This window comes from Hyphobacterium sp. (assembly GCF_965229905.1).
Classification (GTDB): domain Bacteria; phylum Pseudomonadota; class Alphaproteobacteria; order Caulobacterales; family Maricaulaceae; genus Hyphobacterium.
The window spans coordinates 2,210,539-2,232,233 of sequence record NZ_OZ245930.1 but is presented as its reverse complement, the minus strand read 5'-3'; the positions used below and the strand labels follow the sequence as shown (position 1 = coordinate 2,232,233).

The following is a 21,695-nucleotide window of genomic DNA, read 5'->3' as shown; positions in this document are numbered from 1 at the left end:
CGGACCCCGATCCGGCAGCTTTCCTGCTGCGCCCGTTAAATCGTCCACACCCCCATGTGGACGATCAGACTAGCGCCTACATTGGAAAGCCAAGTCACGATCCTGTTTACGGGGATGGCGTGCGCACCGCAACGCTGGTCGCACCGCGAACCGTTCCGGCTGCATCTTCCGCAATCATGCGAATGCGTGTCCGGGCCGGTGCAAAAGCAAGGTCTTCTCCTTGCGCTCTCGCAAATATGGCGAAGCTCGCGGTTTCGTTCGCGGCGAATGTGCGCCCGATCGACGACGAAGCTGCATTGAGGCAGGCGCCGGAACCCGGATCGGTTTCACAGATACGAAGCTGAAGCCCTTCCGCCGCACCCAATCCTTGCGGCCGCAGCGTCAGCTCGCCGGATGCGCCGACATTGGCGACCGCTACGGCAAACGCCGCCGCCGACTGCGCGTCGGGCAGTTCGACGATGCCGTTATTGCCCGCAGTTGCCGCAATCGCGATCAGATCCGGGGCCTGGACGGGCCCGAACGACATCGATACCGAATTGACACCGTCGATCTGGCGCGCCCGGTTGGCATTGCGGCACACAACACGGTAACGCATCTCCCAGTTCTCGGCCTGCGACCGGTAATTCGGCGTGAAGGCAAGCAGCAAGCCCCGCTGGCTGCCCGGCGCAATATCGAAGCTCTCATTGCGGTCGCTGATCACCGCTTGGGTGCCGGGATCGGTCACGAAGAAATCGAGCCGGCCATCGACCGGCTGATCGGCGTAAACCCCGCAGGCATAGGCGGTTTCCGAACCGGCATTCACAACGGTCGCGAGGACGGTCGCCACATCGCTGCCATTGATGTCGCCGGTGTAGACCGAGCGGCTGGATGGCAGAACGGCCGCGGCCAGACGCGTTTCGCCTGGATCGATGCCGACAAAAAATCCACGTTCCCAGATCTGATTGTTGATATCGACGCGAACCCGCCACGCCCCCGATGGCGCTTCCGCCGGCAAGTCGACCGAAAAGACGTCGTAAAAGCCGGTATTCCAGCGACCGACCGGATAAAGAGGGGTCGGCTCCTGGCTGTCCTGCGTCGCGAACACGCTGCCGTCAGGCCTTAACACCTCATAACGCCCGCGCGTCGACGTATAGAAATCGCTCAGGCCGACGCCGATGAATACCGTATCGCCGGGCACAAACCGGTCGGCGAGATACTCTTCCTGATCGGTCTGACCGCAGAGCTGCAAGCCCAGCGTCGGGATGTAGGGCATTTCCGAATGGGTCTCGATCCGGTTGACCACGGTGTTCTGATAGGCCGGTTGGTGGCGCCAGCGTGTCTCGCCCGCGTGGCAGACACCGGCATAGGGATCGAAAGCGGTCCCATCGGGCGTCCAGGGCTCGAAATGCAGATGCGGATAGGATGTGTATCCGGACGTCGCGATGGTGCCGAGAACGTCGCCTTCCGCGATCTGCGCGCCGATGACGATGCCCTCAGGCAGGCCGTTCCCGAGATGACCGTAATGGGTGAAACTGCCATCGGCATGCCGAAGCCGGACGAAATTGTCGCGCCGTTCATAGTCCGGTGAGCCTGGCGCGCCATTCCACGAGCATTCGCGGTCATATTGACCGTCGCGCAGTGCCACGACCTCACCGGCCGCCACCGCGACCACTTCGACTTCCTCGGAGTCCAGCATGTCCCAAGGAAACGGCAACAGGAAATAATCTGTGCCGGCATGATCATAGCCTCCGGCCAGCCGGTCATAGGTCCGGGTACCGCAGGACCAGTCCATCAGGCGTCCGGGGCCTGACGGGTCATGATCGAAATAATCGTGCACCGCGCCATAGCCGAAGGCCTGTGACGATTCCGAGAGTTGCAACGGGAACCGGTAGCGCACAGGCCCGTCGTCTTGCAGCGCCGCCGCATCAGCGCCGGTCAATGCCAGCGCAAGCATGAAATATTTCAGCCCGCCCATTTCCTGATGGAGGCACCGGCAGTCGGCGCCGGTCAATTTAATTTCAGGCAACGAAGTCACAAGGATGACGAAGCGATTGTCACGGAAAGCGGCCAAGCAATGCCTAACTCGCCTCTTTTCTCGGGGGCATCACCTCATCCGGTATTGAACAATACAAAATGAGGGAGCGTGCTCATTCGGTCGATTGCAAAAGGCGTGCTCGCCCCTTTAGCTCCGGCATTGGCGGCTTCGGCAAACATAACTCACTAAATGAAAGGTCAGATCAGCTCTGGACTGCCTCAGGATATCCGAAAACGACACCGCGACCGCTGCCGAGGCGAACTTCCTGACTTTGTCGGCCGATCCGGCGCAGGCCCTCTCTGCCTTGCGCCGGATCGGATGCCGCATCGAGGGCGGCGAGGAACTTTCACCGCCCAAGGACGGATAGCCTAGCCGCCGGTTACACCAGGCGCGACATATTCGACGCCTGCACCCGGCCCGAGCGGCCAGCCGAGATAAACCCAGCCGAGCATCATCACGAAGCCGAACACCAGCATCAGCATGGAGTACGGCACCATGATCGCCGTCAGGCTGCCAAGGCCGAAGCCCGGGATCCAGCGCCGTGCAAAGACCAGGATCAGCGGGAAATAGACCATCAGCGGCGTGATGATATTGGTCGCGGAATCGCCGACGCGGTAGGCAGCCGTCGTCGCTTCCGGCGACACGCCAAGCAGCATGAACATTGGCACAAATACCGGGGCCAAAAGCGCCCATTTCGCGCTCGCCGACCCGACGAACAAATTGATGAATCCGGTCAACAGAACCAGCGATGCCAGCACCAGCGGCAATGGCATGCCGGAGGACTCGATGACCCCGGCACCGGTCACCGCTGTGATCAGGCCCAGATTGGACCAGCCGAACATCGCCACAAAGTGCGCCGCGGCGAAGGCGAGCACGAGATAATAGGCCATGTCGCCCATGGCCTTGGACATCATGTCGACCAGATCGCGATGGTTCTTGATCGTGCCGGCGGCCACGCCATAAGCGGTCCCGGCGGCGATGAAGAGGATGAAGAAGCCCGCCACCAGCGAATTGAACAGCGGCGCGAGCCCCGTCACCGCGTCGGCCGCATCTTCATTGAACAGCGGCGTGCCCGGTCCGATCGTAAAGAACGCCCAGACGACGATGACGGCGAGCGTGGCGAGCCCCGCCCAGGCCAAGCCCTTGCGCTGTCCCGCCGTCAGCGGCGCGTTGGGATCGTCGTCATCATCCGCCATCGCACCACCGGGCGCCGCTCCGCCGGTCCATTTGCCGAGCCGTGGCTCGATCATGCGGTCGGTTACAAACCAGATGATGGGCAGATAGAAAACCAGGAGACCGATGATGAAATACGTATTGCCGGCGATATTCACCAGATAGCCGGGATTGATCAGATCCACGCCGGCCTGGGTAATCCCGAACAACAGCGCATCGAGCTGACCGGGCGCAACATTCGCCGAGAATCCGCCGGACACGCCCGCGAATGCGGCCGCTATACCGGCGATCGGGTGACGGCCAGCCGCTGCATATAACACGCCGGCGAGCGGGATCAGCACGACATAGCCGGCATCCGCGGCATGGTTGCCGAGCATGGCGATCAAGGCGACCACCGGCGTCAGCAGGAATTTCGGCGCATTGCGGACCCCGGCCCGCATGGCCGTGCCGAACAGGCCGGCCCGCTCCGCCACGCCCGCGCCCAGCATCACGACCAGCACATAGCCCAGCGGATGGAAGTGCGTGAACGTCGTCGGCATTTGCGTCAGCAGTTGCTGAAGATTCGCCGGGCTCAACAGGCTGGCGACGGAGATCACGCCGTCCTCGCCAATGCCGAAACGTGCGCGTCCGGAGTCGCCAAGCCCCGCCAGCACTTCATTGCTGAGCTGCACCGACACGCCCATCAGCGCCAGAACCACGCTGATCACCACCAGTGCCAGGATCAGATAGAAGAAAATGAAAACCGGATCCGGCAAGGCGTTACCAGTCCGTTCGATCCAACCCAGAATGCCCTTTTGCGCCTCGGGATGTTCGGCTGTGCTTTCAGATGACATGTGGCTCCCCGGAATTATTCAAAGGCGAAGGGTTAGCAGGCGCCGCCGAATTCGCAAAGCGCCGGGGCCAAAGGTCTTGCACCGCGCAGGATCGCTGACTATCAGGCCGGGGGTTCGCAGCAATTACGACAGAGGCGGAAATTCATGGAACAGTTCTTCAGCGACAATGAAGCCCTGATCCGGCAGATCACGGAAATCGTCACGGCGGGCGGCGTCAATGTCTTGCTCGCCTTGGGCATACTGATCGTCGGTTACATCGTCGCCGGAGCTGTGAAACGCGCCGTTCTGCGTCTCTCGGATCGCAATCCGCGGCTCGACAGAACGCTCGCGACCTTCTTCGCGTCGATGGCGCGATACAGCATTTTGGTCGTTGTTTTCATTGCGGTTCTGAGCCGCTTCGGCGTCGAAACGACCTCGCTTGTTGCCGCGATCGGTGCGGCCGCCTTCGCCGTCGGCCTCGCCCTGCAGGGCACGCTTTCCAACGTCGCGTCCGGCGTCATGCTGGTCTTTTTCCGGCCCTACTCGCTGGGCGATTTCGTCGAGGTCGCCGGCGTGTCGGGAACCGTCGCCGACATCAACCTCTTCACCACCGAACTGACCACGCCCGACAATAAAGCGATCATCGTCCCCAACGGCCAAGCCTGGGGCGGCGTCATCACGAATTTCACCGTCAAGCCGACGCGCCGTGTCGATATCACCTATTCGATCTCGTACGATGACGATATCGACAAGGCGATGACGGTGATCCGCGACCATTACGCGGCGGATGAGCGCGTCCACAAGGAACCCGAATTTTTCGTGGGGGTCATCTCGCACGGCGCCTCGTCGATTGATATCGTGACCCGGGCCTGGACCAACACGGCGGATTATTGGGGCGTTTATTTCGATGCCATGAAGGGCATCAAGGAAGCCTTTGACAAGAACCGTATCGAGATCCCTTATCCGCATCAGGTCGAGATCCAGAAGAAAGGCTAAGGCCTCAATCACGCCGCAATCGGCAGAAAGATAGGCGCCATGACCGAGAGCCGAAATACCTCGCGCACGCCGGAACCGCCGGCAGAACGGAAATCGCGGATTCAGCGCCTGTTATCGATAACGCCGGGCGACATTTTGCGGGTCGCGCTGATCTCGGTGATCGTCGGACTCGTTTTGGCAGCCTTCCGCGTGGATCCGCGCCGCCTCTGGGTCGATTTCTTTGGCACGATCGCCGAAACCTGGGCGGAATTTCTCAATATTTCCATGGACCTTGTACGCTGGTCCATCGACTATCTGTTGCTCGGCGCTATCCTCGTCGTACCGATCTGGCTGATCGTCCACATCGTGCGCGCATTAGGGAAGCGTTCATCCTAACACCCGAAATCACCTGAGAAATCCGAAGCTTCGCGTTAGTTATGCGGGAGTTCGGAGGGGTTGATGGGTGCGGCGCCGTTCATAGAGAGTTTTGCACATTGGTCGTCTTCGGGCGAAACGTGGCGTGACCGCCCGGTTCTGGTGCTCGAACGCGAGACGCTGATGCGCCGTCTGCTGACCGCCTCGCTGAAAAACGCAGGCGCCCGCCGGATCATCACGGCTGACAATGAAGCCGAGGCCCACTCCATCATCGAATCCGACCTGCCGGGCATGGTGATCGCCGACTGGAAGGCGGACGTGCAGGATTCCCGCCAGGCGCTGTCACTCGTGAAATCGGTCCGCAACAGCGAAAACCCGGCCTACCGCGACGTCCCCATCGTATTGACCAGCCAGCGCTCGACGCGCCGCGAGGTCGAAAGCGCCCGCGATGCCGGCGTTTCCGAATTCCTGAAGAAGCCCCTGCCGACCGGTGCGTTTCTGACACGTGTTCAGCATGCCGCGACGCCGCGGCCCTTCGTGCGGGAGACGCGGTTTGCCGGACCGGACCGGCGCCGCCGGCCGCCGGCCGCCAGAGATCCGCAGTTCAAACGCGGGCGCGATGTCGAAATGGGCCGTGTCGATGCGCTGCAAGCGGCACGAAATGCCTGTTACGCGCTCGCCGTCGAGATCGCCCGGGAAGGCTGCAAGCATGCGCGGCGCGTCTCGGTTTCGTTGAAACGCTATCTGACGGCCGTTTCCGAATTCGGTCCGCGCGAAAACGAAGTCGTGGAAATGCATCGTGCTGCGCTGGTGCAGCTCGAGAACAGCGGCCATGCCGGAGGCCAGGTCGGACTGGCCGTCGTCAAGGGCCTCGAGGACGTGGTGCAGATGCGCCTCGCCAAGCTCTAGCCTCCCATCCGGTTCCCGCCTATCTGTGGGGTCCGTTTCAAGGACCGCCCCATGTCGGAATCGCTTCAGGAATTGTTGAACCGTCTCGCCCCGCTGATCGTCGACGGATCACCGCATGCACAAGCGCTCGGCCTGGCGCTCGACGGTCTGGGTCCGGGCCGCGCCACCATGCGCGCGCCTTATCGCGAAGACCTGATCGGCGATCCGGGAACCGGCGTGCTGCATGGCGGCGTGGTGACAGCCCTCCTCGACCATGCCTGTGGCGTCGCGGCTTTTTCGGGCCTCGGCGCCAAGGAAACGCCGGCGACGCTCGATCTGCGCATCGACTACATGCGTCCGGCCGAACCGGGCAATGACATTGTAGCCGAAGCCGAATGCGTGCGCGCCCACGGGCTCATCGCCTTTGTCCGGGCGACCGCCCATGACGGCGATGAGAGCGATCCGGTCGCCATGGCCTCGGCGGCCTTTATGGTGACGCGGCCGTCCAAGGAAGCCGCCGACCGGGTGCGCAAGGCGATCGAAACGGGAGATCTGTCATGAGCGACGATCTCCTGAAAACGCTGCTGGAAGCGCCCTATGTCGCCAAATTCGGCATCCGCTTTGAGCGCAAGGGCGACGAGCTGACCGGCGTGCTGCCCTATGACGAACACCTGGTCGGCAACCCGCTGGTGCCGGCGCTGCATGGCGGCGCCGTCGGCGCCTTCATGGAGGTCGTCGGATCGGGTGCGCTGATCGCGTCGCAGAATCTCATGCGTCTTCCCAAGCCGATCGACGTCGCGGTCGACTATCTCCGCCCCGCGCGCCCGGTCGATGTTTATGCCCGCGCCGTGATCGGACGCTCGGGCGCCCGCGTTGCCAATGTCCGCGTCGAAGCCTGGCAGGGCCGCCGCGAAGCCCCGGTCGCTACGCTGCACGGCCATTTCCTGATCAAGCCGGAACCGGCAAGCGCCTAGCGCAATGGCCGAAGCGAGCTGGATCCTCACCTGGGCCACGCTGATCCAAGCCATCCTGTTCGCTGCGCTGCTGGCCCATCCCCGGCAATCTGCGTCCTTCGCAAACCGCATCCTGCTGGCGCTTCTGCTCGTTTTCGCGATCGAGAAAAGCGACCAGGTCTTCCTCGCCAGCGGCGCGGTCCTGAACCACCCGCAATTCGCGATGATCGGCAACCTGTTCGGCGCCCTCATCGCACCGCTCACCTATTTTCACATCCGCGCGCGGATTGACCCCGGCACTCGGCTCGGCTGGCGTCAGGCCTGGGCCTTTCTGCCGTTCGCCGCCCTCGTCCTTTACGCCATCGCGACCTACCACCGGCTCGACCTGGCGGCGCAGCGCGCCCTCTTTGAAACCGCAGCCATTCTAAATCCCGTCAATACGCTTATTATTCCGCTCGCCGGGGACGCGGTCAGCCTGTCTTTTCTCGGCGCGGCGATCTGGGCATTGATTCAGCACGACAAACGCGCGCGGAACTGGTTTTCGACCATCGAGAACCGGACATTGTCGGGATTGCGAACCGTGCTGGCGCTGATGGCCGGCATCATCGCGATCCACTTCCTGTGGACCCTGACCGGGAGCAGCGGTATCGGCGTTGCGTTGAATCTCGGGCATCTGCTGTTGATCAACGCGCTGACCATCGGCGCGCTGACCGCCCAAGCCGATACGGCTGAAGCGGCTGTGGCCGCTAACACGACCGGCCGATCACCCACGGACGAACAGGCTGCGGTCCTGGCCCGGGCCGACGCGCTGCTGCGCGAGGATCGGCTCTATCAGGACCCGGATCTGACCGTCGCCCGGCTGGCGCGCCGGCTTGGCCTGCCACAACGGCAATTGTCGGAAGCCATCAATCAGTGCGCCGGGGTCAATTTTCATACCTTCGTCAACACCGCACGCATCGACGCCGCTAAAGCGGCGTTGCGCCACGGCCCCAGCCAAACCGTGCTCGACATCGCCTTCGCCAACGGATTCAACTCGAAGTCCACATTCAATGAGGCCTTTCGCAAGCTGACCGGCCAGACCCCGTCGCAATTCAGGGCACAGGACGGCATCGACGCGTAAGTCCGACCGTCCGGAATCGCGTATCCGGACGCCAGCGCCGACGCGCCGCGCGACATGAGCCCATCATTCGATGGAGCTGAATTCATGTCCGAACCGAAACACCTCAAGCCGATGGGGCTCGTGACCTCATCCCTCATCTTCTTCATTCCGGCCTTCCTCACCTTCCTGCTCTTGGTGCCCGGCCGCGATGCGGTCATTGCCATGGGATACGAACCGCGCACCGCCTTCCTCATGGTCGGCGCGGTGGCCTTCGGCATGCTGTTTTTCGTCACCGCCGGTCTTTACATCGCGGAAGGCCATCGCTGGACCTGGCGCGCCTTCAAGGAGCGGCTGCGGCTCAAACGCATGACCGGCAAGGAATGGGCCGCCACCCTCCTGCTCGCGGTCTTCATGACCGCCGTCTATCTCGGCCTGCTTTTTGCCGGCACGCGTGAATGGATCGCCCAATACATCCCGATACCGGCCTGGTATTCCGGCGAGGGCGAAACCAACTCGCCCATGCTCGGCGCCTACTGGATTATATGGGCACGGCTGGGCCTCTTTGTCCTCAACATCTTCGGCGAGGAATTGCTGTGGCGCGGCATGCTGCTGCCCCGGCAGGAACTGGCGCATGGCCGCTGGGCCTGGCTGATCCATGGCACGCAATGGACGCTCTATCACGCCTGGAAACCGTGGGAGCTGCTGATGCTCTGGCCCGGCGATCTTGCCCTCGCCGCAGTCTGCCAATGGACCAAAAGCACGACGCCGGGCATCGTCGCCCACGCCATTTTCAACTTCATCCCGATCGTGCTGGTGACGCTCGTCGTGTTCGGGGTGATCGGATAGCGTTGCCCGGCACCCTTTTCCCTCCCCTTGATGGGAACGGAAGACGGCGCAGCCGTCAGGGTGGGGTGAACAGATCTACCGCCTCGTCATCCCGGACGGCACGGCTTGTCCCCGCGAAAGCGGGGAAGTGACGATCCGGGACCCATGCCGGAACGGTGCACTCACGGAATGGGTTCCGGGTTCATGCCTCAGGCATGCCCCGGAATGACGAGGACTTTTTACCCACCCCACAAAAGGGGAGAGGAATGATACTTCCTACCCAAGCTTTCGCCTCCCTCCGACTTAATCGGAGGGCCTCGATCAAGATGCTCCGGTCAAGCCGGTGCTTTCTCCCCCCGTTTACGGGGGGAGTGTCGCGCAGCGACGAGGGGGCATGCCCCTCCACCACTTCGTGGTCCCCCTCCCCCGCGAGCGGGGGAGGAAATCCACTGTAAATCACCGCGCCACACCGCCGCAATTGAAGCCGCCCCGGCGCGCCCTACCTCCCGCCTCATGAAAACCGATCCTGTCATCGCCTATTATGACGGCCAGTGCACAATCTGCGTGCATGAGATGAACGCTTACAAGCGCCGCGGCGAGGGCCGCATTGTCCTGCACGACGTCAATGGCGACATCCCGGACGATGTCGACCGCAAGCAAGCGCTCGATGCGCTCTGGCTTCGAAAAAGCGATGGCGAACTGGTCACCGGGCTCGATGCCTTTATCGCCATCTGGGAGCGAAGCCGCGGCCTCGGCTGGCTTGCCGCCCTTACCCGGCCGTCATTCATCAACCGGCCGCTCGACAAGCTCTACCGCTTGATCGCCCCCTACCGCCCGCGACGGAAATGTGCCGATGGCGCGTGCGAAATCGAAAGCTGATCTCCCGGCCAAGATCTGCTTGACCTGCAGGCGTCCTTTTACCTGGCGCAAGAAGTGGGAACGCGTCTGGGAAGAGGTGAAGTATTGCTCGAAACGGTGTTCCGGGCGGCGTTAGGCGGCCTGCGCTACCTCCGCAAACGCCAGCGCATGGCGCTTGGCGAGCGCCTCGACATCCCGGGAATATCCTCCGCCCATGACAACGCAGTGCGGCACGCCGGCGCGCTTTACCGTGTCGATGACGTAGGCCTCCCGTTTCGCCAGACCGTCATCGGATAGATCAAGCAGACCCAGCCGGTCCTCACGATGCGGATCGACCCCGGCATTGAAGAAGACCAGGTCCGGCTTTTCTTGGGAAATCAGGCCCGGCAGAGTCGCCGCCAGCGTCCGGAGATAAGCGTCGTCGCCAATGCCCTCGTCGAGCCCGATATCGAGATCGCTCGGCACTTTGCGGCGCGGCCAGTTCTTCTCGCAATGCAGGGAGAAGGTGAAGGCGCGCGGCTCGTCGGCGAAAATTTTCGCCGTGCCATCGCCCTGATGTACGTCGAGATCGACGATCAGCAGTTTCGACACCGAGCCCTCGGCCAGTAAGAGCTTCCCCGCCACGCCGACATCATTGAAGACGCAGAACCCGGCCCCGCCCTCCGGCGTGGCGTGATGCGAACCACCTGCGAGATTGCCGGCGATGCCGTTCTCAAGCGCCAGCCGCGCCGCCAGCACCGTACCGGCCACCGAGGTCCGCGTCCGGTGCTCGATGAATTTCGTCACCTTGAAGCCGATCTTGCGTTGGGTCGCCGCGTCCAGCGTCTGGCCGAGCACACCCGCCACATAATCCGCATCATGCGCCAGCGTCAGCCAGGCCTCCGGCGCCATGATCGGCTGGTGATAATCCTCCATTGAGGCCACCGCCCCGTCCCGCAAAAGCTGCTCTGCCACAGCGCGGTATTTGCCCATGGGAAAGCGATGTGTGGCCGGGACATCGGCCGCCACGTAGAGCGGGTGAAAGACAAGCGGTGGCGGGATTTAAAAACTCCGTTACGAGCCGCGCAGCATCGATCCCAACGGACCTAGCGCGGACCCCTCTCCTTGGCCAGATCCGGTCACCGGCACATTGGCCAGGATCCGCCCAGCCAGCCGCGAGAACGGCATGGACTGGATCCAGATCCGGCCTGGGCCGCGCAGCTTGGCAAAGAACACGCCCTCGCCGCCGAAAATCATCGATTTGATGTTCCCGGCGCGCTCGATCTCCATCGAGACCTCCTGCGTGTAGGCGACGACACAGCCGGTATCGACATGCAACTCCTCGCCCGCGGCCAGCGTCATCTCGGTCAGCGTGCCGCCGGCATGAACAAAGCACCAGCCATCGCCTTCCAGACTCTACATGATGAAGCCTTCGCCACCAAAGAGCCCGGTCATGATCCGCTTCTGCAAGGCAATGCCGACCGAAACGCCCTTCGCCGCCGCCAGGAAAGAGTCTTTCTGGCAGATCAGCTTGCCGTCGACATCCGGCAAATGGACCGGAATGATCGTGCCCGGAAAGGGCGCCGCGAACGCCGCCCGCGCCTTGCCCTGACCATTGTGCGTGAACACCGTCATGAACAGGCTCTCGCCGGTCAGAAGACGTTTGCCCGCCCCGGCCAGCGCACCCATGAAGCCCTGGTTCTTTTTCGAACCGTCACCGAACACGGCTTCCATACCGATCGTCGGTGCCTTGAACATCATGGCGCCGGCTTCCGACACCACGCTTTCCCCGGGGTCCAGTTCGATTTCGACGAACTGGATGTCGCTGCCCTTGATTTCATAGTCGATGACGTGCGCGTCGCTCATGGTCCTACCTCCCCTGTGAGGGCGGCAATCTAGTCGCCGCGCGCGCGAAAAGGGAGAAAATATTCGCCGCGATCAGCCGAAATCGTTTTCAAGCACGAAGCGGTAGCGCACATCGCCTTTTTTTAGACGCGCGATCGCTTCATTGACCTTCGACATTGGCAAATGCTCGGTCTGCGGTGCAATCCCGTGGCGCGCGCAGAACTCCAGCATGGTCGCAATCGTCGCTGGCGCCCCGACCGAAGTCCCGGACACGCTGCGCTGATTGTCCATCAGCATGCCGGCGGAAACCGGGACCGGATCCATCACCGCACCGACCATGTGCAACCGGCCGCGCGGCGCCAGCGCGTTGATATAGCGTGACCATTTCAGCGGCACATTCACCGTCGACAAGACCATGTCATAACGCCCGCGCTCGGCTTTCAGAGCGTTTTCATCGCGGCTGTTGACGATGCGGTGCGCGCCGAATTCCCTTGCCTCCTCGGCCTTGGCTTCGGACGAGGTAAACGCCGTCACCTCGCAGCCCCAGGCTTTGAGGAATTTCAGGGCGATATGGCCCAGCCCGCCAATGCCGATCACGCCGACCTTGTCGGTCGGCTTGATGCCGAACTGGACGATCGGATTGAACACGGTGATGCCGCCGCAGAACAGCGGTCCGGCCTTGGCCGCGTCGACGCCCTCGGGCAGCGGCACGGCCCAGGCCGCTTGCGCACGCACCGTATCCGCGAATCCGCCAAATCGCCCCTGATGTGCAGCGGCAACGCCTTTTGCATCGGGGCACATATTGTGATCGCCGCTCATGCAGGTGTGGCAGGTCAGGCAGGAATGCGCATACCAGCCCACACCGACCCGATCGCCCGCGGCCAGATGGGTAACGCCCGATCCGACCCGCGTAATCCGGCCGACGACTTCATGTCCGGGCACCAGCGGGTATTCGGAGACGAACCACTCATTGTCGATCAGCGACACATCGGAAAGGCACAGCCCGCAGCTCTCGACCGCGATCTCGACCTCGTCGGCCGGCAACGGCCCGGGATCGAGATCATACCGCTCCAGCGCTGCGCCCTGTTCTTTTGCTGCCCATGCCCGGATCATTTGTGTCACTCCCCGCAAGTCTTTGTGATCAGCATATAGCGATGCGGCGATTGCGTCCCGCTCCGCTTGCGGATAACGGCAGCGCATGGATCCTGTTGCCCTGACCCGCAAGGATGTCTTCCTGCGCGCCTGGCCGTTGGTCTTCGCCAACGCCGCGATACCGCTGGCCGGCGTCGTCGACACCTTCGTGCTGGGCATCGCCGGTGACGAGACCGATCTCGGTGGCGTCGCGCTCGGCGCCGCCCTGTTCAACATCGTCTATTGGAGCTTCTACTTCCTGCGCATGGGCACGACGGGCCTGACCTCGCAGGCCGACGGGGCGGGAAAAGAAGCCGAGGTCCAGCGTTCCCTGATCCGGGCCTTGCTGCTCGCTGGTGTCATTGGTGTCGTGGTCATGGCGGCGCAATATCCGTTTGCCCGCGCCGGCTTCTTCCTCTTACAGGGCGGCGAAGCCGTCGAGACCAATGGCGCGCACTATTTCCATGCCCGGAGTTGGGGGGCGATCGGCGCTTTTGGCGTCTTCGCGATCACCGGCTGGCTGATCGGGCTTGGGCGCTCGACCGAAACCCTGATCGTCCACGGCCTGATCAGCGTGGTGAACATCGTGCTCGATCTCTGGTTCGTTCTGGGCCTGGGCTATGCGGCCGGCGGGGTCGGTGCAGCGACCGCCATCGCTGAATGGTCGGGCCTTCTCCTCGGCATTGTCTTCGTGCTGCGCGTCATTCCGAAGCGCGGCGGCTGGTGTTCCGACATCTTTGTCCGCGAACGCCTGCTCGACCCGGCAGCGATCCGCACCATGATCGACGTCAATCTCAACCTGATGATCCGCACCTGGGCGATGATCATCGGCTTTGCCTGGTTCGCCAATGCCGGGGCCCGCCAGGGCGCGGCCGTGCTCGCCGGCAATCACGTCCTCCTGCAGGTGATCACCGTCACCGCCTTCGTGCTCGATGCTTTCGCCTTCGTCTCGGAAACCGAATCCGGGCGGGCCGTCGGTCAGAAATCGGTCCGGCGGCTACGCCGCGCGCTGGTCCTGACCTCGGAACAGGCGCTGGTCACGGGTGCGCTCTTTGCCATCGTCCTGATCGGCTGGGGCGATGAGGCGCTGACCCTGGTCATCGGCGACGAGGATGCACGCCGCGAAGCGATCCGCTTCCTCCCCTGGTGCGCGATTGTGCCGTTGATGGGGGCCATGGCCTGGATTTTCGACGGGATTTTCATCGGCGCCACCCGCGGTGCCATGCTGCGCAATGCCGCCATCGCTGCGGTGCTGATCTATCTCGCGGCCGACTATGTCCTTGCCCCGATCTACGGCAATCACGGCGTCTGGGCGGCCTTCCTCATCTATTACATCGCCCGCGCGGCCACGCTGGCGGTCCAGTATCCAATGCTGGAGAAACGGTTGGCGGCCTAACCCCCCGCAAGCAGGGGAAGAAATCGAACACAAATCGCCTTTCATGCCTTGCCGGGATTTTTTCAGCGCCGTGGTTTTCAGATCAAGGGCGCGAGGGCGCCGCTACGCGGTTTCACCCTTGAGCTGAAAACCCGGCGCGAAACACTGGCCAACATGGAATGTAAGGCGGGATCGGCTTGGCTTCCCTCCCCATAAAGGGGAGGGGAAATACGCCTAAACCTCCACCCCGACCGCGTCGGTCACGCTGGCAAACCCATCCGCCTTCAGCCGTTCGGCCAGGCCACGATTGATCTGAGCAACGAGCCCCGGCCCCTCATAGACCAAAGCCGAATAGAGCTGCACGGCTGACGCCCCGGCACGGATCTTGGCATAGGCGGTCGCCGCGTCCTCGACGCCCCCGACCCCGATCAGCGGCACCGCACCGCCGAGCGCTTGCGCGAAGGCTTTCAGGAGCGCGGTCGACCGTTCGAACAGCGGTCGCCCTGACAGGCCGCCGGCCTCGGCCCGATCCGCGCTCATCAGCGTGTCCGGCCGTTCGATCGTCGTGTTCGAGACGATCAGCGCATCGAGGCCATTGTCGCGGACGCTGGCGGCGATATCGGCCAGGTCTTCGTCCTTGAGATCGGGCGCGACTTTCAGAAACACCGGCGCCGCCCCCTTCGCCGCCATCACCCGCGTCAGGAGATCGTCCAGCGCGGCCTTCGATTGCAGCGCCCGCAGACCCGGCGTGTTGGGCGAGGAAATATTGACGGTGAAGAAATCCGCCAGCCCGTCGAGCGCCTGCAGCGACGTGACATAATCCTGCGTGCGGTCCTCGGATTCCTTGTTGGCGCCGAGGTTGACGCCCACCACGCCCGGCCGGCCGAGCCGCGCCGAAAGGCGGGCTTTCAGCGCCACCAGCCCGGCATTGTTGAACCCCATCCGGTTGATCACGGCGCGATCGGCCGACAGCCGGAACACTCGCGGCTTCGGATTGCCTGGTTGCGGCTTGGGGGTCACCGCACCGCATTCAACAAAGCCGAAACCCAGCTTCAAAAGCGCGTCGATGATCTCGCCATTCTTGTCATATCCGGCCGCCAGCCCGACCGGGTTTGGCAGGACGAGCCCGGCGATGGAGGTTTCCAGCACCGGATCGGCAATGATGGACGGGGCCGGTACCAAACCGGACTTCAGCGCCGCCAGGCTGGCGGTATGTGCCGCTTCCGGCGGCAACAGGTGCAGCGCCCGTGTGCCCAGCTTGGCGAGCCCGCTCACGTCGACAGATCGTCCGGCAACAGCCAGCCGCCCTCATCGCCCTTGCGCAACAGGCGCACGGTCTTGACCGCGATCATCGGCAATTCGTCATAGAGATGCGGAAACAGCTCCCCGCCGCGGGATTTTTCCCAGACCAGCTCATCGCCGAAATGCCCGGCATCGATCTCGATCAGCGCCAGCCGGTCGAAATCGGCGAACCATTTCTCCAGCGTGCCTGGCAGCTGTTCGGCATTCGACAGGTGGATGTAGCCGTCTTCCAGATCGGCCCCTGCGCCCTTGAACACGCCGGCTGACATGGCCTCCGCCCAGACACGCGGATCGACCAGCTTGTAGACCGGCTCGCTCATGTGCCGGATCCGGCCTTGGTTGCGGAATATATTCCGCATGCTATTCTATCTTGGGTTGTGGTCAAGGAATATATTCCTGTAGTAAGGAGCGACTCAGCTTGAGCGGAATAAACACCATGCTCACCCATAATCAAATCTGGAAGGGCGTCGACCTTCTGGCGGCCCGAGCCGGTCTGACGCCGTCCGGACTGGCCCGCCGGGCGGGCATGGATTCCACCACCTTCAACGTCTCCAAACGCACCAGCCCCGATGGCAGCCGCCCGCGCTGGCCCTCGACCGAAAGCATCGCCAAGGCATTGGATGCCGTGCGCGTTGACTTCGAGGAGTTCGCCGCCCTGGCCACCGGCGCCGCGCGAACCCGCTCGGTCCCGCTGCTCGGTTTTGCACAGGCGGGGAATGACGGCTTTTTCGACGATGCCGGCTTTCCGGTCGGACAGGGCTGGGACGAGGTCGTCTTTCCCGGCATCGACGATGCCCATGCCTACGCGCTGGAAATATCCGGCGACTCCATGGCGCCGGTCTATCGCGATGGTGACCGCGTCGTCGTCGCCCCCGGCGAACTGCCGCGCCGCGGCGACCGGGTTGTGGTCCGCACCCGCGATGGCGAAGTGATGGCCAAGGAGCTCTTGCGTTTCACCGATGACGGGCTCGAACTCGCCTCGCTCAACCCCGATTATCCCGGCCGCTCGCTCAAGACCGCCGACATCAGCTGGATCGCAAGAATTGTGTGGGCGAGCCAATGAAACACAATATCTAGTCACGCGTTATCCTTAATGACACGATCAGGTTCGTCACAAAGCGGACATGTTCATGTCACTGAAAAGTCGCCGAATCATCGGCGATAGGATGTTGCGTACCGGTGCAAATCAGCTCGTCGCCGGACGCAAGGTTGATTTGACGCTCTAGAAAGGAGCTGGGTCATGTCTATCCTCCCGCGTATCTCCTCCGCCACTGCCCTTCATGGCATTCCCGTTGTCAGCCCGTCCGGCCGCAAGCTCGGTACGATGGACGATGTCGTCGTCGGTGTGGCCACCGGCCGCGTGATGCATGCCGTTGTCGCCCTCGACGACGCCAGCGAGCTCGGCGAACGCCTTTACGCCGTGCCCTGGGACGCGCTGACTTTCGATCCGGCTTATGACCGCTGCGTGCTCAACGTGCCGATCGAAACGCTGCGCGCCGCGCCGGCTTTCCCGTCACGCGACGCGCTCAACGATGCCGATCCGCGTCTCCGCCGCATGCTGAACCAGCATTTCGGCGAGTATCGCCCGGCGGCCGCCTGATCAATCGGCTTGCGGGTACTGGAAGACCTCTTCCAGCGGCACCTTGAAGACGGCGGCGATCTGGAAGGCGACTTCCAGGGACGGTGAGTACTTTCCCTGCTCGATCGCGATGATGGTCTGCCGCGTGACGCCGACGCGCTGGGCAAGATCGGCTTGCGTCATCTCCTGCGCATGAAAGCGGAGCTCGCGCAGCCGGTTGGTGATGCGGGTGGGCTTTGCCATGATCAGCCCCCCTTATAACCGGACAAGCGGATGACCAGCCCCGCCATACCGCCGATCATCACGCCGGCATAAAGCGTATTGGCCACCCAGAAGGCCGGTTGACCCAGCATCAGCAAGACCAGCGCGGCCAGCACAAAGCCCTGCACGACATGGCCGGCCCAGGCATCGCCGCGGCGCTCGAACGCGCGGTCGCGCTCATCGTCGAGCCGGTCCGGATCCGCGCGCAAATCGGCATCGGTCACCGCGATAAGGATGGCTGCCACCGTTATCATGACAATGAATGCAAGAAGGCTGATCCCCATCGGCCATTGCCAGGCTATCGCCCCGGCGTCACCGCCGAGCTGCGGCACGACGCGCACCAGATACCAGCCAAGGGCCAAGAGACCAGTCACGAGCGCCGCGATATTCAGTTTCTGCATCACACTCATCGCTAAACGCCCCGCCGGTAGTCGATCAGCTTGGTCAACGCCTTGACGATTTCACTCGCCACCAGACCCGCCAGCGCGACATGCGCGATCCAGAACACGGAGGCACCGGCGAGCGCCAGACCCAGGGTCGAAAACAGGGCTACGGCCATGACGAAACCGCCGCGCTGATCGCCGCGAAGCTCGATCAGCTTGTCGCGCTCATCGGCTTCTTCCGATCCCTTCGGCGACAGGACTGCCATCACGATATGGGCGACGATGGTCAGAATCACCATCAGCACGACCGCCCCGAACAGGCGGACATTGTCGGCCACCTCGGGCACGCCATTGGCCAGCGCATCGCCGATCGTGATGTTGAAGTAGAGGCCATAGACGATCACGGTGACCGCCAGCAGCACCCAGGTACTCATCTCTCGAAAACTCATGTCAAACCTCATCGACCTCGTGTTAGCTATTTTTAACATGACGAGGTGTAAGCGATGGCTGACTTGATGTCAAATTATTCTTACATTCGTTCTGAGTAAACCAACCTACTTCGGCAGATAAAACGTGACAGCTCGGCTCTTCGCGAACGTTTGCTAAAGAGCATTTTGCTTGAAACGATTGGTAGATTTCGCTACCCAGACAGCACAACGGCCTGCCGGGGTTGGAAGCCAGACAGACCGTTGCTCTTACCCCTTTTGGAAGGGGGCAGGGAGTGGGTTAGGCGGCCAATAGGCCGCGATCTGGTATCCTCCGGATGGTATGCCAAACCATGCTTTCCTCCTTTCGTTTGCCCTGAGCAGGGTTGGGGATAAAAGACGCCGGAGATGCTTCAATCATCTTCGGCGTCCGCGTTTGGAGCCTCCGTGGAGGCCCCAATCTCTGATGGCTTCACAATAGGAAAGCAGAAGTCGGTCACGGACTGAAATGTCTGCATGAATGCGTCACGTCGTTCGCGGGTCCAGCCCTCGCCTTCACGCGGCAAGCCAGTAAGCAGGCCCGCAATCGGCGCAGGAATGCCATCTTGGATCATGCGGGACTGACGCGGCGGCGACGGCGGAGATGGAGGCGGCGGATTTCGCCGCGTCGTTGAAGCACGCCGCTCAGTCTCACGAGGGGAAGATTGTGCCCGCGTTGATCGTGCCCCCTTGCTGGGCGCCGCCCGAACGCCAGCAGCGGTATACAGGCCAGTAAACAATGACACCATGCGACTTTGCTGCCCTGTTGGCGTAAACGGACGGAACGCGTCACGGATTGCAACCTCATCGTCATTTGCTGGATCGACATACTGCAGCACATCGGCGTAAGCGTTTGCCAGCCACTCACTCATGCGTTGCTTGAACTCGGCCTCCGGGGCAAGGCGCAGACCTTCAAATACGTCGGTGTGGGATCCGTCCTCATCTACGAGATCGAGAGAATGAAGTGCCTGCAGCGTGCGAGGGATAAGGCTGTCGCTTACGCCCGCGCGCGCGAGAACATCTTTATCAATAGGTGACGGCACGCCGCGACTGCGGTGTCGCTCGATAATGTCCACGATAGCCTTTGCTGGCGCGTAAGGCGCAGGCTTGTCTTGTGAAACCGGCATTTTGCATACCTTTCAGTCACGAAATTCGCTTATATGCGGAAGTCATTGTAACGTCAAGGCATGTTACAGATACATGTAAATTTGCGTTATCTTATTGTTTTTATTTGCTTTTTTTTAATAGCCAACAGGACGGTTTCACATCTGGTGTGAAAACACGCCTGCCGTTCAGGTGCGAGCGGGTCAGGTCGTGCAATGACGAATCGACGCTCAATTGTCTGCTGACAGGTGATCTCTGGCGATTCTCATCTGAAAAGGGCTGCGGGTACTGGGGGGCATCCAAGAGGGCATTGTAACACGTTAAGCGGAAACCGTTAGCCACTAGCGGCGTCCCCTGTTTTCGGGTAGATGCGAAAGCTATGACTTCAATAAGAGCCCCGTTTGACAGCCCACGCGACGAAGACGTCAGGCGCGCGCTAGACACCCCGCTGGACGCGCTCGGGAGGGCCCAATCGAAATTGCCCAGCCCGGCACAGCGCGTTGAACGTGCACGTGCTGGCCTCGCGTCGCGGTCTGACCTTCCGGAAATCGACCTGATCGAATTAATCGAACAAGCGCGTTTGCAGCGGTGAATTAGATCACCAACTTGCAATCCACGCCTTCGCCGATCGCGTCGTCGAGCTCGGCGCCTAGTCCGAGACGAGCTCGCCCGCCAGCCCTTTCTCGATCAGAGCGATGGTTTCCGGAATACCGTAGACTGCCACGAAACCGCCAAAGCGCGGGCCCTGGCTCTGGCCCAGCAACACCTCGTAAAGCCCCTTGAACCAGTCGCGCAGATTGTCGAACGGTTGTGTCTTGCCGGCGGCATAGACCTCGTTCTGAATTGTTTCAGGATCGCGCTCCTCTGCGCCCAGCGCTTTCAGCCGCCCGACAAGGTCGAGCATGGCCGCGCGCTCCAGGTCGCTGGCCTCGCGATAGGTCTTGGCCGGTTTGACGAAGTCCTCGTAATAGGCGACCGCGCGCTCGGCGAGCCCGTCGAGCACCGGATCGGTCTCCGGCGTGGCGTCCGGCGCATATTTGGAGATGAAGCCCCACAGCGTCGCTTTGTCCTGCGCGCTCGCCACCGAGGCGAGATTCAGAAGCATCGCGAAACTCACCGGCGTGCCGTCGGCCGGCGGGTGGCCGTCATGAATGTGCCAGACCGGGTTTTCGAGCCGCTTCGCCTCGTCCTGGGTCTGGTACGCGGCAAGATGCTGGTAATACTCGTCCACCGCCTTCGGGATCACGTCGAAATACAGCCGCTTGGCCGTGCGCGGCTTGGTGAAATTATAGAGCGACAGGCTTTCCTGCGTGCCGTAGCGCAGCCATTCCTCGACCGACAGACCATTGCCCTTGGACTTGGAAATCTTCTCGCCCTCTTCGTCCAGGAACAACTCGTAGACGAACTGCACCGGCGGCTCGACGCCGAGAATGCGGCAGATCCGCGAATAGATCGGCGCATTGGTCTGGTGGTCCTTGCCGAACATCTCGAAGTCAACGCCCAGCGCTGCCCAGCGCATGCCGAAATCCGGCTTCCACTGCAGCTTCACATGCCCGCCGGTCACCGGCAGGGTCACGTCCTCGCCATCCTCGTCTTCAAAGGTGATCGTCCCGTCGGCCGGATTGACCGACTTCATCGGCACATAGAGCACATGCCCGGTCTTCGGCGAGATCGGCAGGAAGGGCGAATAGGTGGCCTGCCGTTCCGCGCCCAGCGTCGGCAGCATCACCTTCATGATGTCATCATACTTTTCGAGCGCGCGCTGCAGCACGTCATCGAACGCGCCGGAGCGGTACTGCTCGGTCGCCGACAGGAATTCATAGTCAAATCCGAACCCGTCGAGGAAGGCGCGCAGGCGCGCATTATTGTGCTGGGCAAAGCCCTCATGCGTGCCGAACGGGTCGGGCACATCGGTCAGCGGCTTTTGCAGGTATTGCTGCAGCATCTCCTGCTGCGGCACATTCGCCGGCACTTTGCGCATGCCGTCCATGTCGTCGGAAAAGCAGATCAGACGGGTCTTGATCTTGTCGTCGGTCAGCACACGGAAGGCGTGGCGGACCATGGAGGTGCGCGCCACCTCGCCGAACGTGCCCATGTGCGGCAGGCCGGACGGGCCATAGCCGGTCTCGAAGATGACCTCGTCCTTGCCGGACTTCTCGGCCCGTTTGAGGATCTCCCGCGCGAGCTCGAACGGCCAAGCTTTGGCGTTGGCGGCGGTGGATGAGAGGGACATGGCGGCAAGCTTTCTACGTAACAGCAATACGGCCCCGGCAACTAGGCCCGGCTTGCGCTTTCGTCAA

23 protein-coding genes and 1 pseudogene are annotated in these 21,695 nt (G+C 62.4%); 12 read left to right on the top strand and 12 right to left on the bottom strand.

Annotation, left to right across the window (positions count from 1 at the left end; all coding sequences use genetic code 11):
• Nucleotides 1-106: 106 nt before the first annotated feature.
• Together ACO08C_RS11120 and ACO08C_RS11115 are read right to left on the bottom strand one after the other, a co-directional pair.
• Entirely contained in the window at nucleotides 107-1,990 is a 1,884-nt protein-coding gene (locus ACO08C_RS11120) for a peptidoglycan DD-metalloendopeptidase family protein (RefSeq protein WP_421785621.1), read from the bottom strand.
• Nucleotides 1,991-2,382: 392 nt separating this feature from the next.
• A complete protein-coding gene (locus ACO08C_RS11115; protein ID WP_421785619.1) occupies nucleotides 2,383-4,020 on the bottom strand; it encodes an AbgT family transporter in 1,638 nt (545 codons plus the stop codon).
• 144 nt (nucleotides 4,021-4,164) lie between these two features.
• Between ACO08C_RS11115 and ACO08C_RS11110 the strand changes: the two genes are divergently transcribed.
• From ACO08C_RS11110 to ACO08C_RS11070, 9 genes are all read left to right on the top strand, one after another.
• Entirely contained in the window at nucleotides 4,165-4,995 is an 831-nt protein-coding gene (locus tag ACO08C_RS11110) for a mechanosensitive ion channel family protein (protein WP_421785617.1), read from the top strand.
• 39 nt (nucleotides 4,996-5,034) lie between these two features.
• Nucleotides 5,035-5,370, top strand: a complete 336-nt coding sequence (locus tag ACO08C_RS11105; protein ID WP_421785616.1) for a DUF6460 domain-containing protein — start codon at nucleotides 5,035-5,037, stop codon at nucleotides 5,368-5,370.
• A gap of 63 nt (nucleotides 5,371-5,433) precedes the next feature.
• A complete protein-coding gene (locus ACO08C_RS11100) occupies nucleotides 5,434-6,258 on the top strand; it encodes a response regulator (protein ID WP_421785614.1) in 825 nt (274 codons plus the stop codon).
• A gap of 51 nt (nucleotides 6,259-6,309) precedes the next feature.
• Nucleotides 6,310-6,798: a PaaI family thioesterase gene (locus tag ACO08C_RS11095; protein WP_421785612.1), complete on the top strand. Its 489-nt coding sequence runs from the start codon at nucleotides 6,310-6,312 to the stop codon at nucleotides 6,796-6,798.
• Nucleotides 6,795-7,211 (top strand): PaaI family thioesterase, encoded by a 417-nt coding sequence (locus ACO08C_RS11090; protein WP_421785611.1) that lies wholly within the window; start codon nucleotides 6,795-6,797, stop codon nucleotides 7,209-7,211. The genes ACO08C_RS11095 and ACO08C_RS11090 overlap by 4 nt, the downstream gene beginning before the upstream one ends.
• A gap of 4 nt (nucleotides 7,212-7,215) precedes the next feature.
• Entirely contained in the window at nucleotides 7,216-8,310 is a 1,095-nt protein-coding gene (locus ACO08C_RS11085; RefSeq protein WP_421785610.1) for a helix-turn-helix domain-containing protein, read from the top strand.
• 84 nt (nucleotides 8,311-8,394) lie between these two features.
• The gene (locus ACO08C_RS11080) at nucleotides 8,395-9,135 is read left to right on the top strand and encodes a CPBP family intramembrane glutamic endopeptidase (protein ID WP_421785609.1); all 741 of its coding nucleotides are present in this window, start codon (nucleotides 8,395-8,397) and stop codon (nucleotides 9,133-9,135) included.
• A 492-nt stretch (nucleotides 9,136-9,627) separates the two neighbouring features.
• On the top strand, nucleotides 9,628-9,993 hold the full coding sequence (locus ACO08C_RS11075) for a thiol-disulfide oxidoreductase DCC family protein (protein WP_421785608.1): 366 nt from the start codon (nucleotides 9,628-9,630) through the stop codon (nucleotides 9,991-9,993).
• Nucleotides 9,968-10,108, top strand: coding sequence for a DUF2256 domain-containing protein (locus tag ACO08C_RS11070; protein WP_421785607.1), 141 nt, complete (start codon nucleotides 9,968-9,970; stop codon nucleotides 10,106-10,108). Before ACO08C_RS11075 ends, ACO08C_RS11070 begins: the two co-directional genes overlap by 26 nt.
• Here the strand turns inward: ACO08C_RS11070 and ACO08C_RS11065 are convergent.
• The 3 genes and pseudogenes from ACO08C_RS11065 to ahr form a co-directional block, all read right to left on the bottom strand.
• A complete protein-coding gene (locus ACO08C_RS11065) occupies nucleotides 10,105-10,944 on the bottom strand; it encodes a histone deacetylase (RefSeq protein ID WP_421785606.1) in 840 nt (279 codons plus the stop codon). The genes ACO08C_RS11070 and ACO08C_RS11065 overlap by 4 nt on opposite strands.
• 81 nt (nucleotides 10,945-11,025) lie before the next feature.
• Nucleotides 11,026-11,817, bottom strand: a pseudogene (locus ACO08C_RS11060) (AIM24 family protein).
• A 72-nt stretch (nucleotides 11,818-11,889) separates the two neighbouring features.
• A complete protein-coding gene (gene ahr, locus ACO08C_RS11055) occupies nucleotides 11,890-12,909 on the bottom strand; it encodes an NADPH-dependent aldehyde reductase Ahr (RefSeq protein WP_421785605.1) in 1,020 nt (339 codons plus the stop codon).
• Between the two features lie 85 nt (nucleotides 12,910-12,994).
• Here ahr and ACO08C_RS11050 point away from each other — a divergent pair, with 85 nt between their 5' ends.
• Entirely contained in the window at nucleotides 12,995-14,323 is a 1,329-nt protein-coding gene (locus ACO08C_RS11050) for an MATE family efflux transporter (protein ID WP_421785604.1), read from the top strand.
• Nucleotides 14,324-14,536: 213 nt separating this feature from the next.
• Here the strand turns inward: ACO08C_RS11050 and ACO08C_RS11045 are convergent, their stop codons facing one another.
• A complete protein-coding gene (locus ACO08C_RS11045) occupies nucleotides 14,537-15,577 on the bottom strand; it encodes a quinone-dependent dihydroorotate dehydrogenase (protein WP_421785603.1) in 1,041 nt (346 codons plus the stop codon).
• Nucleotides 15,574-15,963 (bottom strand): DUF952 domain-containing protein, encoded by a 390-nt coding sequence (locus ACO08C_RS11040; protein ID WP_421785602.1) that lies wholly within the window; start codon nucleotides 15,961-15,963, stop codon nucleotides 15,574-15,576. Before ACO08C_RS11040 ends, ACO08C_RS11045 begins: the two co-directional genes overlap by 4 nt.
• Before the next feature lie 77 nt (nucleotides 15,964-16,040).
• Between ACO08C_RS11040 and ACO08C_RS11035 the strand changes: the two genes are divergently transcribed.
• A complete protein-coding gene (locus ACO08C_RS11035) occupies nucleotides 16,041-16,667 on the top strand; it encodes a S24 family peptidase (RefSeq protein WP_421788710.1) in 627 nt (208 codons plus the stop codon).
• A gap of 177 nt (nucleotides 16,668-16,844) precedes the next feature.
• On the top strand, nucleotides 16,845-17,204 hold the full coding sequence (locus ACO08C_RS11030; RefSeq protein WP_421785601.1) for a PRC-barrel domain-containing protein: 360 nt from the start codon (nucleotides 16,845-16,847) through the stop codon (nucleotides 17,202-17,204).
• Here ACO08C_RS11030 and ACO08C_RS11025 read toward each other — a convergent pair whose 3' ends face one another.
• The 5 genes from ACO08C_RS11025 to ACO08C_RS11005 form a co-directional block, all read right to left on the bottom strand.
• Nucleotides 17,205-17,426 (bottom strand): helix-turn-helix transcriptional regulator, encoded by a 222-nt coding sequence (locus ACO08C_RS11025; protein ID WP_421785600.1) that lies wholly within the window; start codon nucleotides 17,424-17,426, stop codon nucleotides 17,205-17,207.
• Nucleotides 17,427-17,428: 2 nt separating this feature from the next.
• The gene (locus tag ACO08C_RS11020) at nucleotides 17,429-17,854 is read right to left on the bottom strand and encodes a hypothetical protein (RefSeq protein ID WP_421785599.1); all 426 of its coding nucleotides are present in this window, start codon (nucleotides 17,852-17,854) and stop codon (nucleotides 17,429-17,431) included.
• 2 nt (nucleotides 17,855-17,856) lie between these two features.
• Entirely contained in the window at nucleotides 17,857-18,276 is a 420-nt protein-coding gene (locus tag ACO08C_RS11015) for a hypothetical protein (protein WP_421785598.1), read from the bottom strand.
• A gap of 389 nt (nucleotides 18,277-18,665) precedes the next feature.
• On the bottom strand, nucleotides 18,666-19,418 hold the full coding sequence (locus tag ACO08C_RS11010; protein ID WP_421785597.1) for a DUF5343 domain-containing protein: 753 nt from the start codon (nucleotides 19,416-19,418) through the stop codon (nucleotides 18,666-18,668).
• A gap of 626 nt (nucleotides 19,419-20,044) precedes the next feature.
• On the bottom strand, nucleotides 20,045-21,628 hold the full coding sequence (locus ACO08C_RS11005; protein ID WP_421785596.1) for a lysine--tRNA ligase: 1,584 nt from the start codon (nucleotides 21,626-21,628) through the stop codon (nucleotides 20,045-20,047).
• Nucleotides 21,629-21,695: the final 67 nt, after the last annotated feature.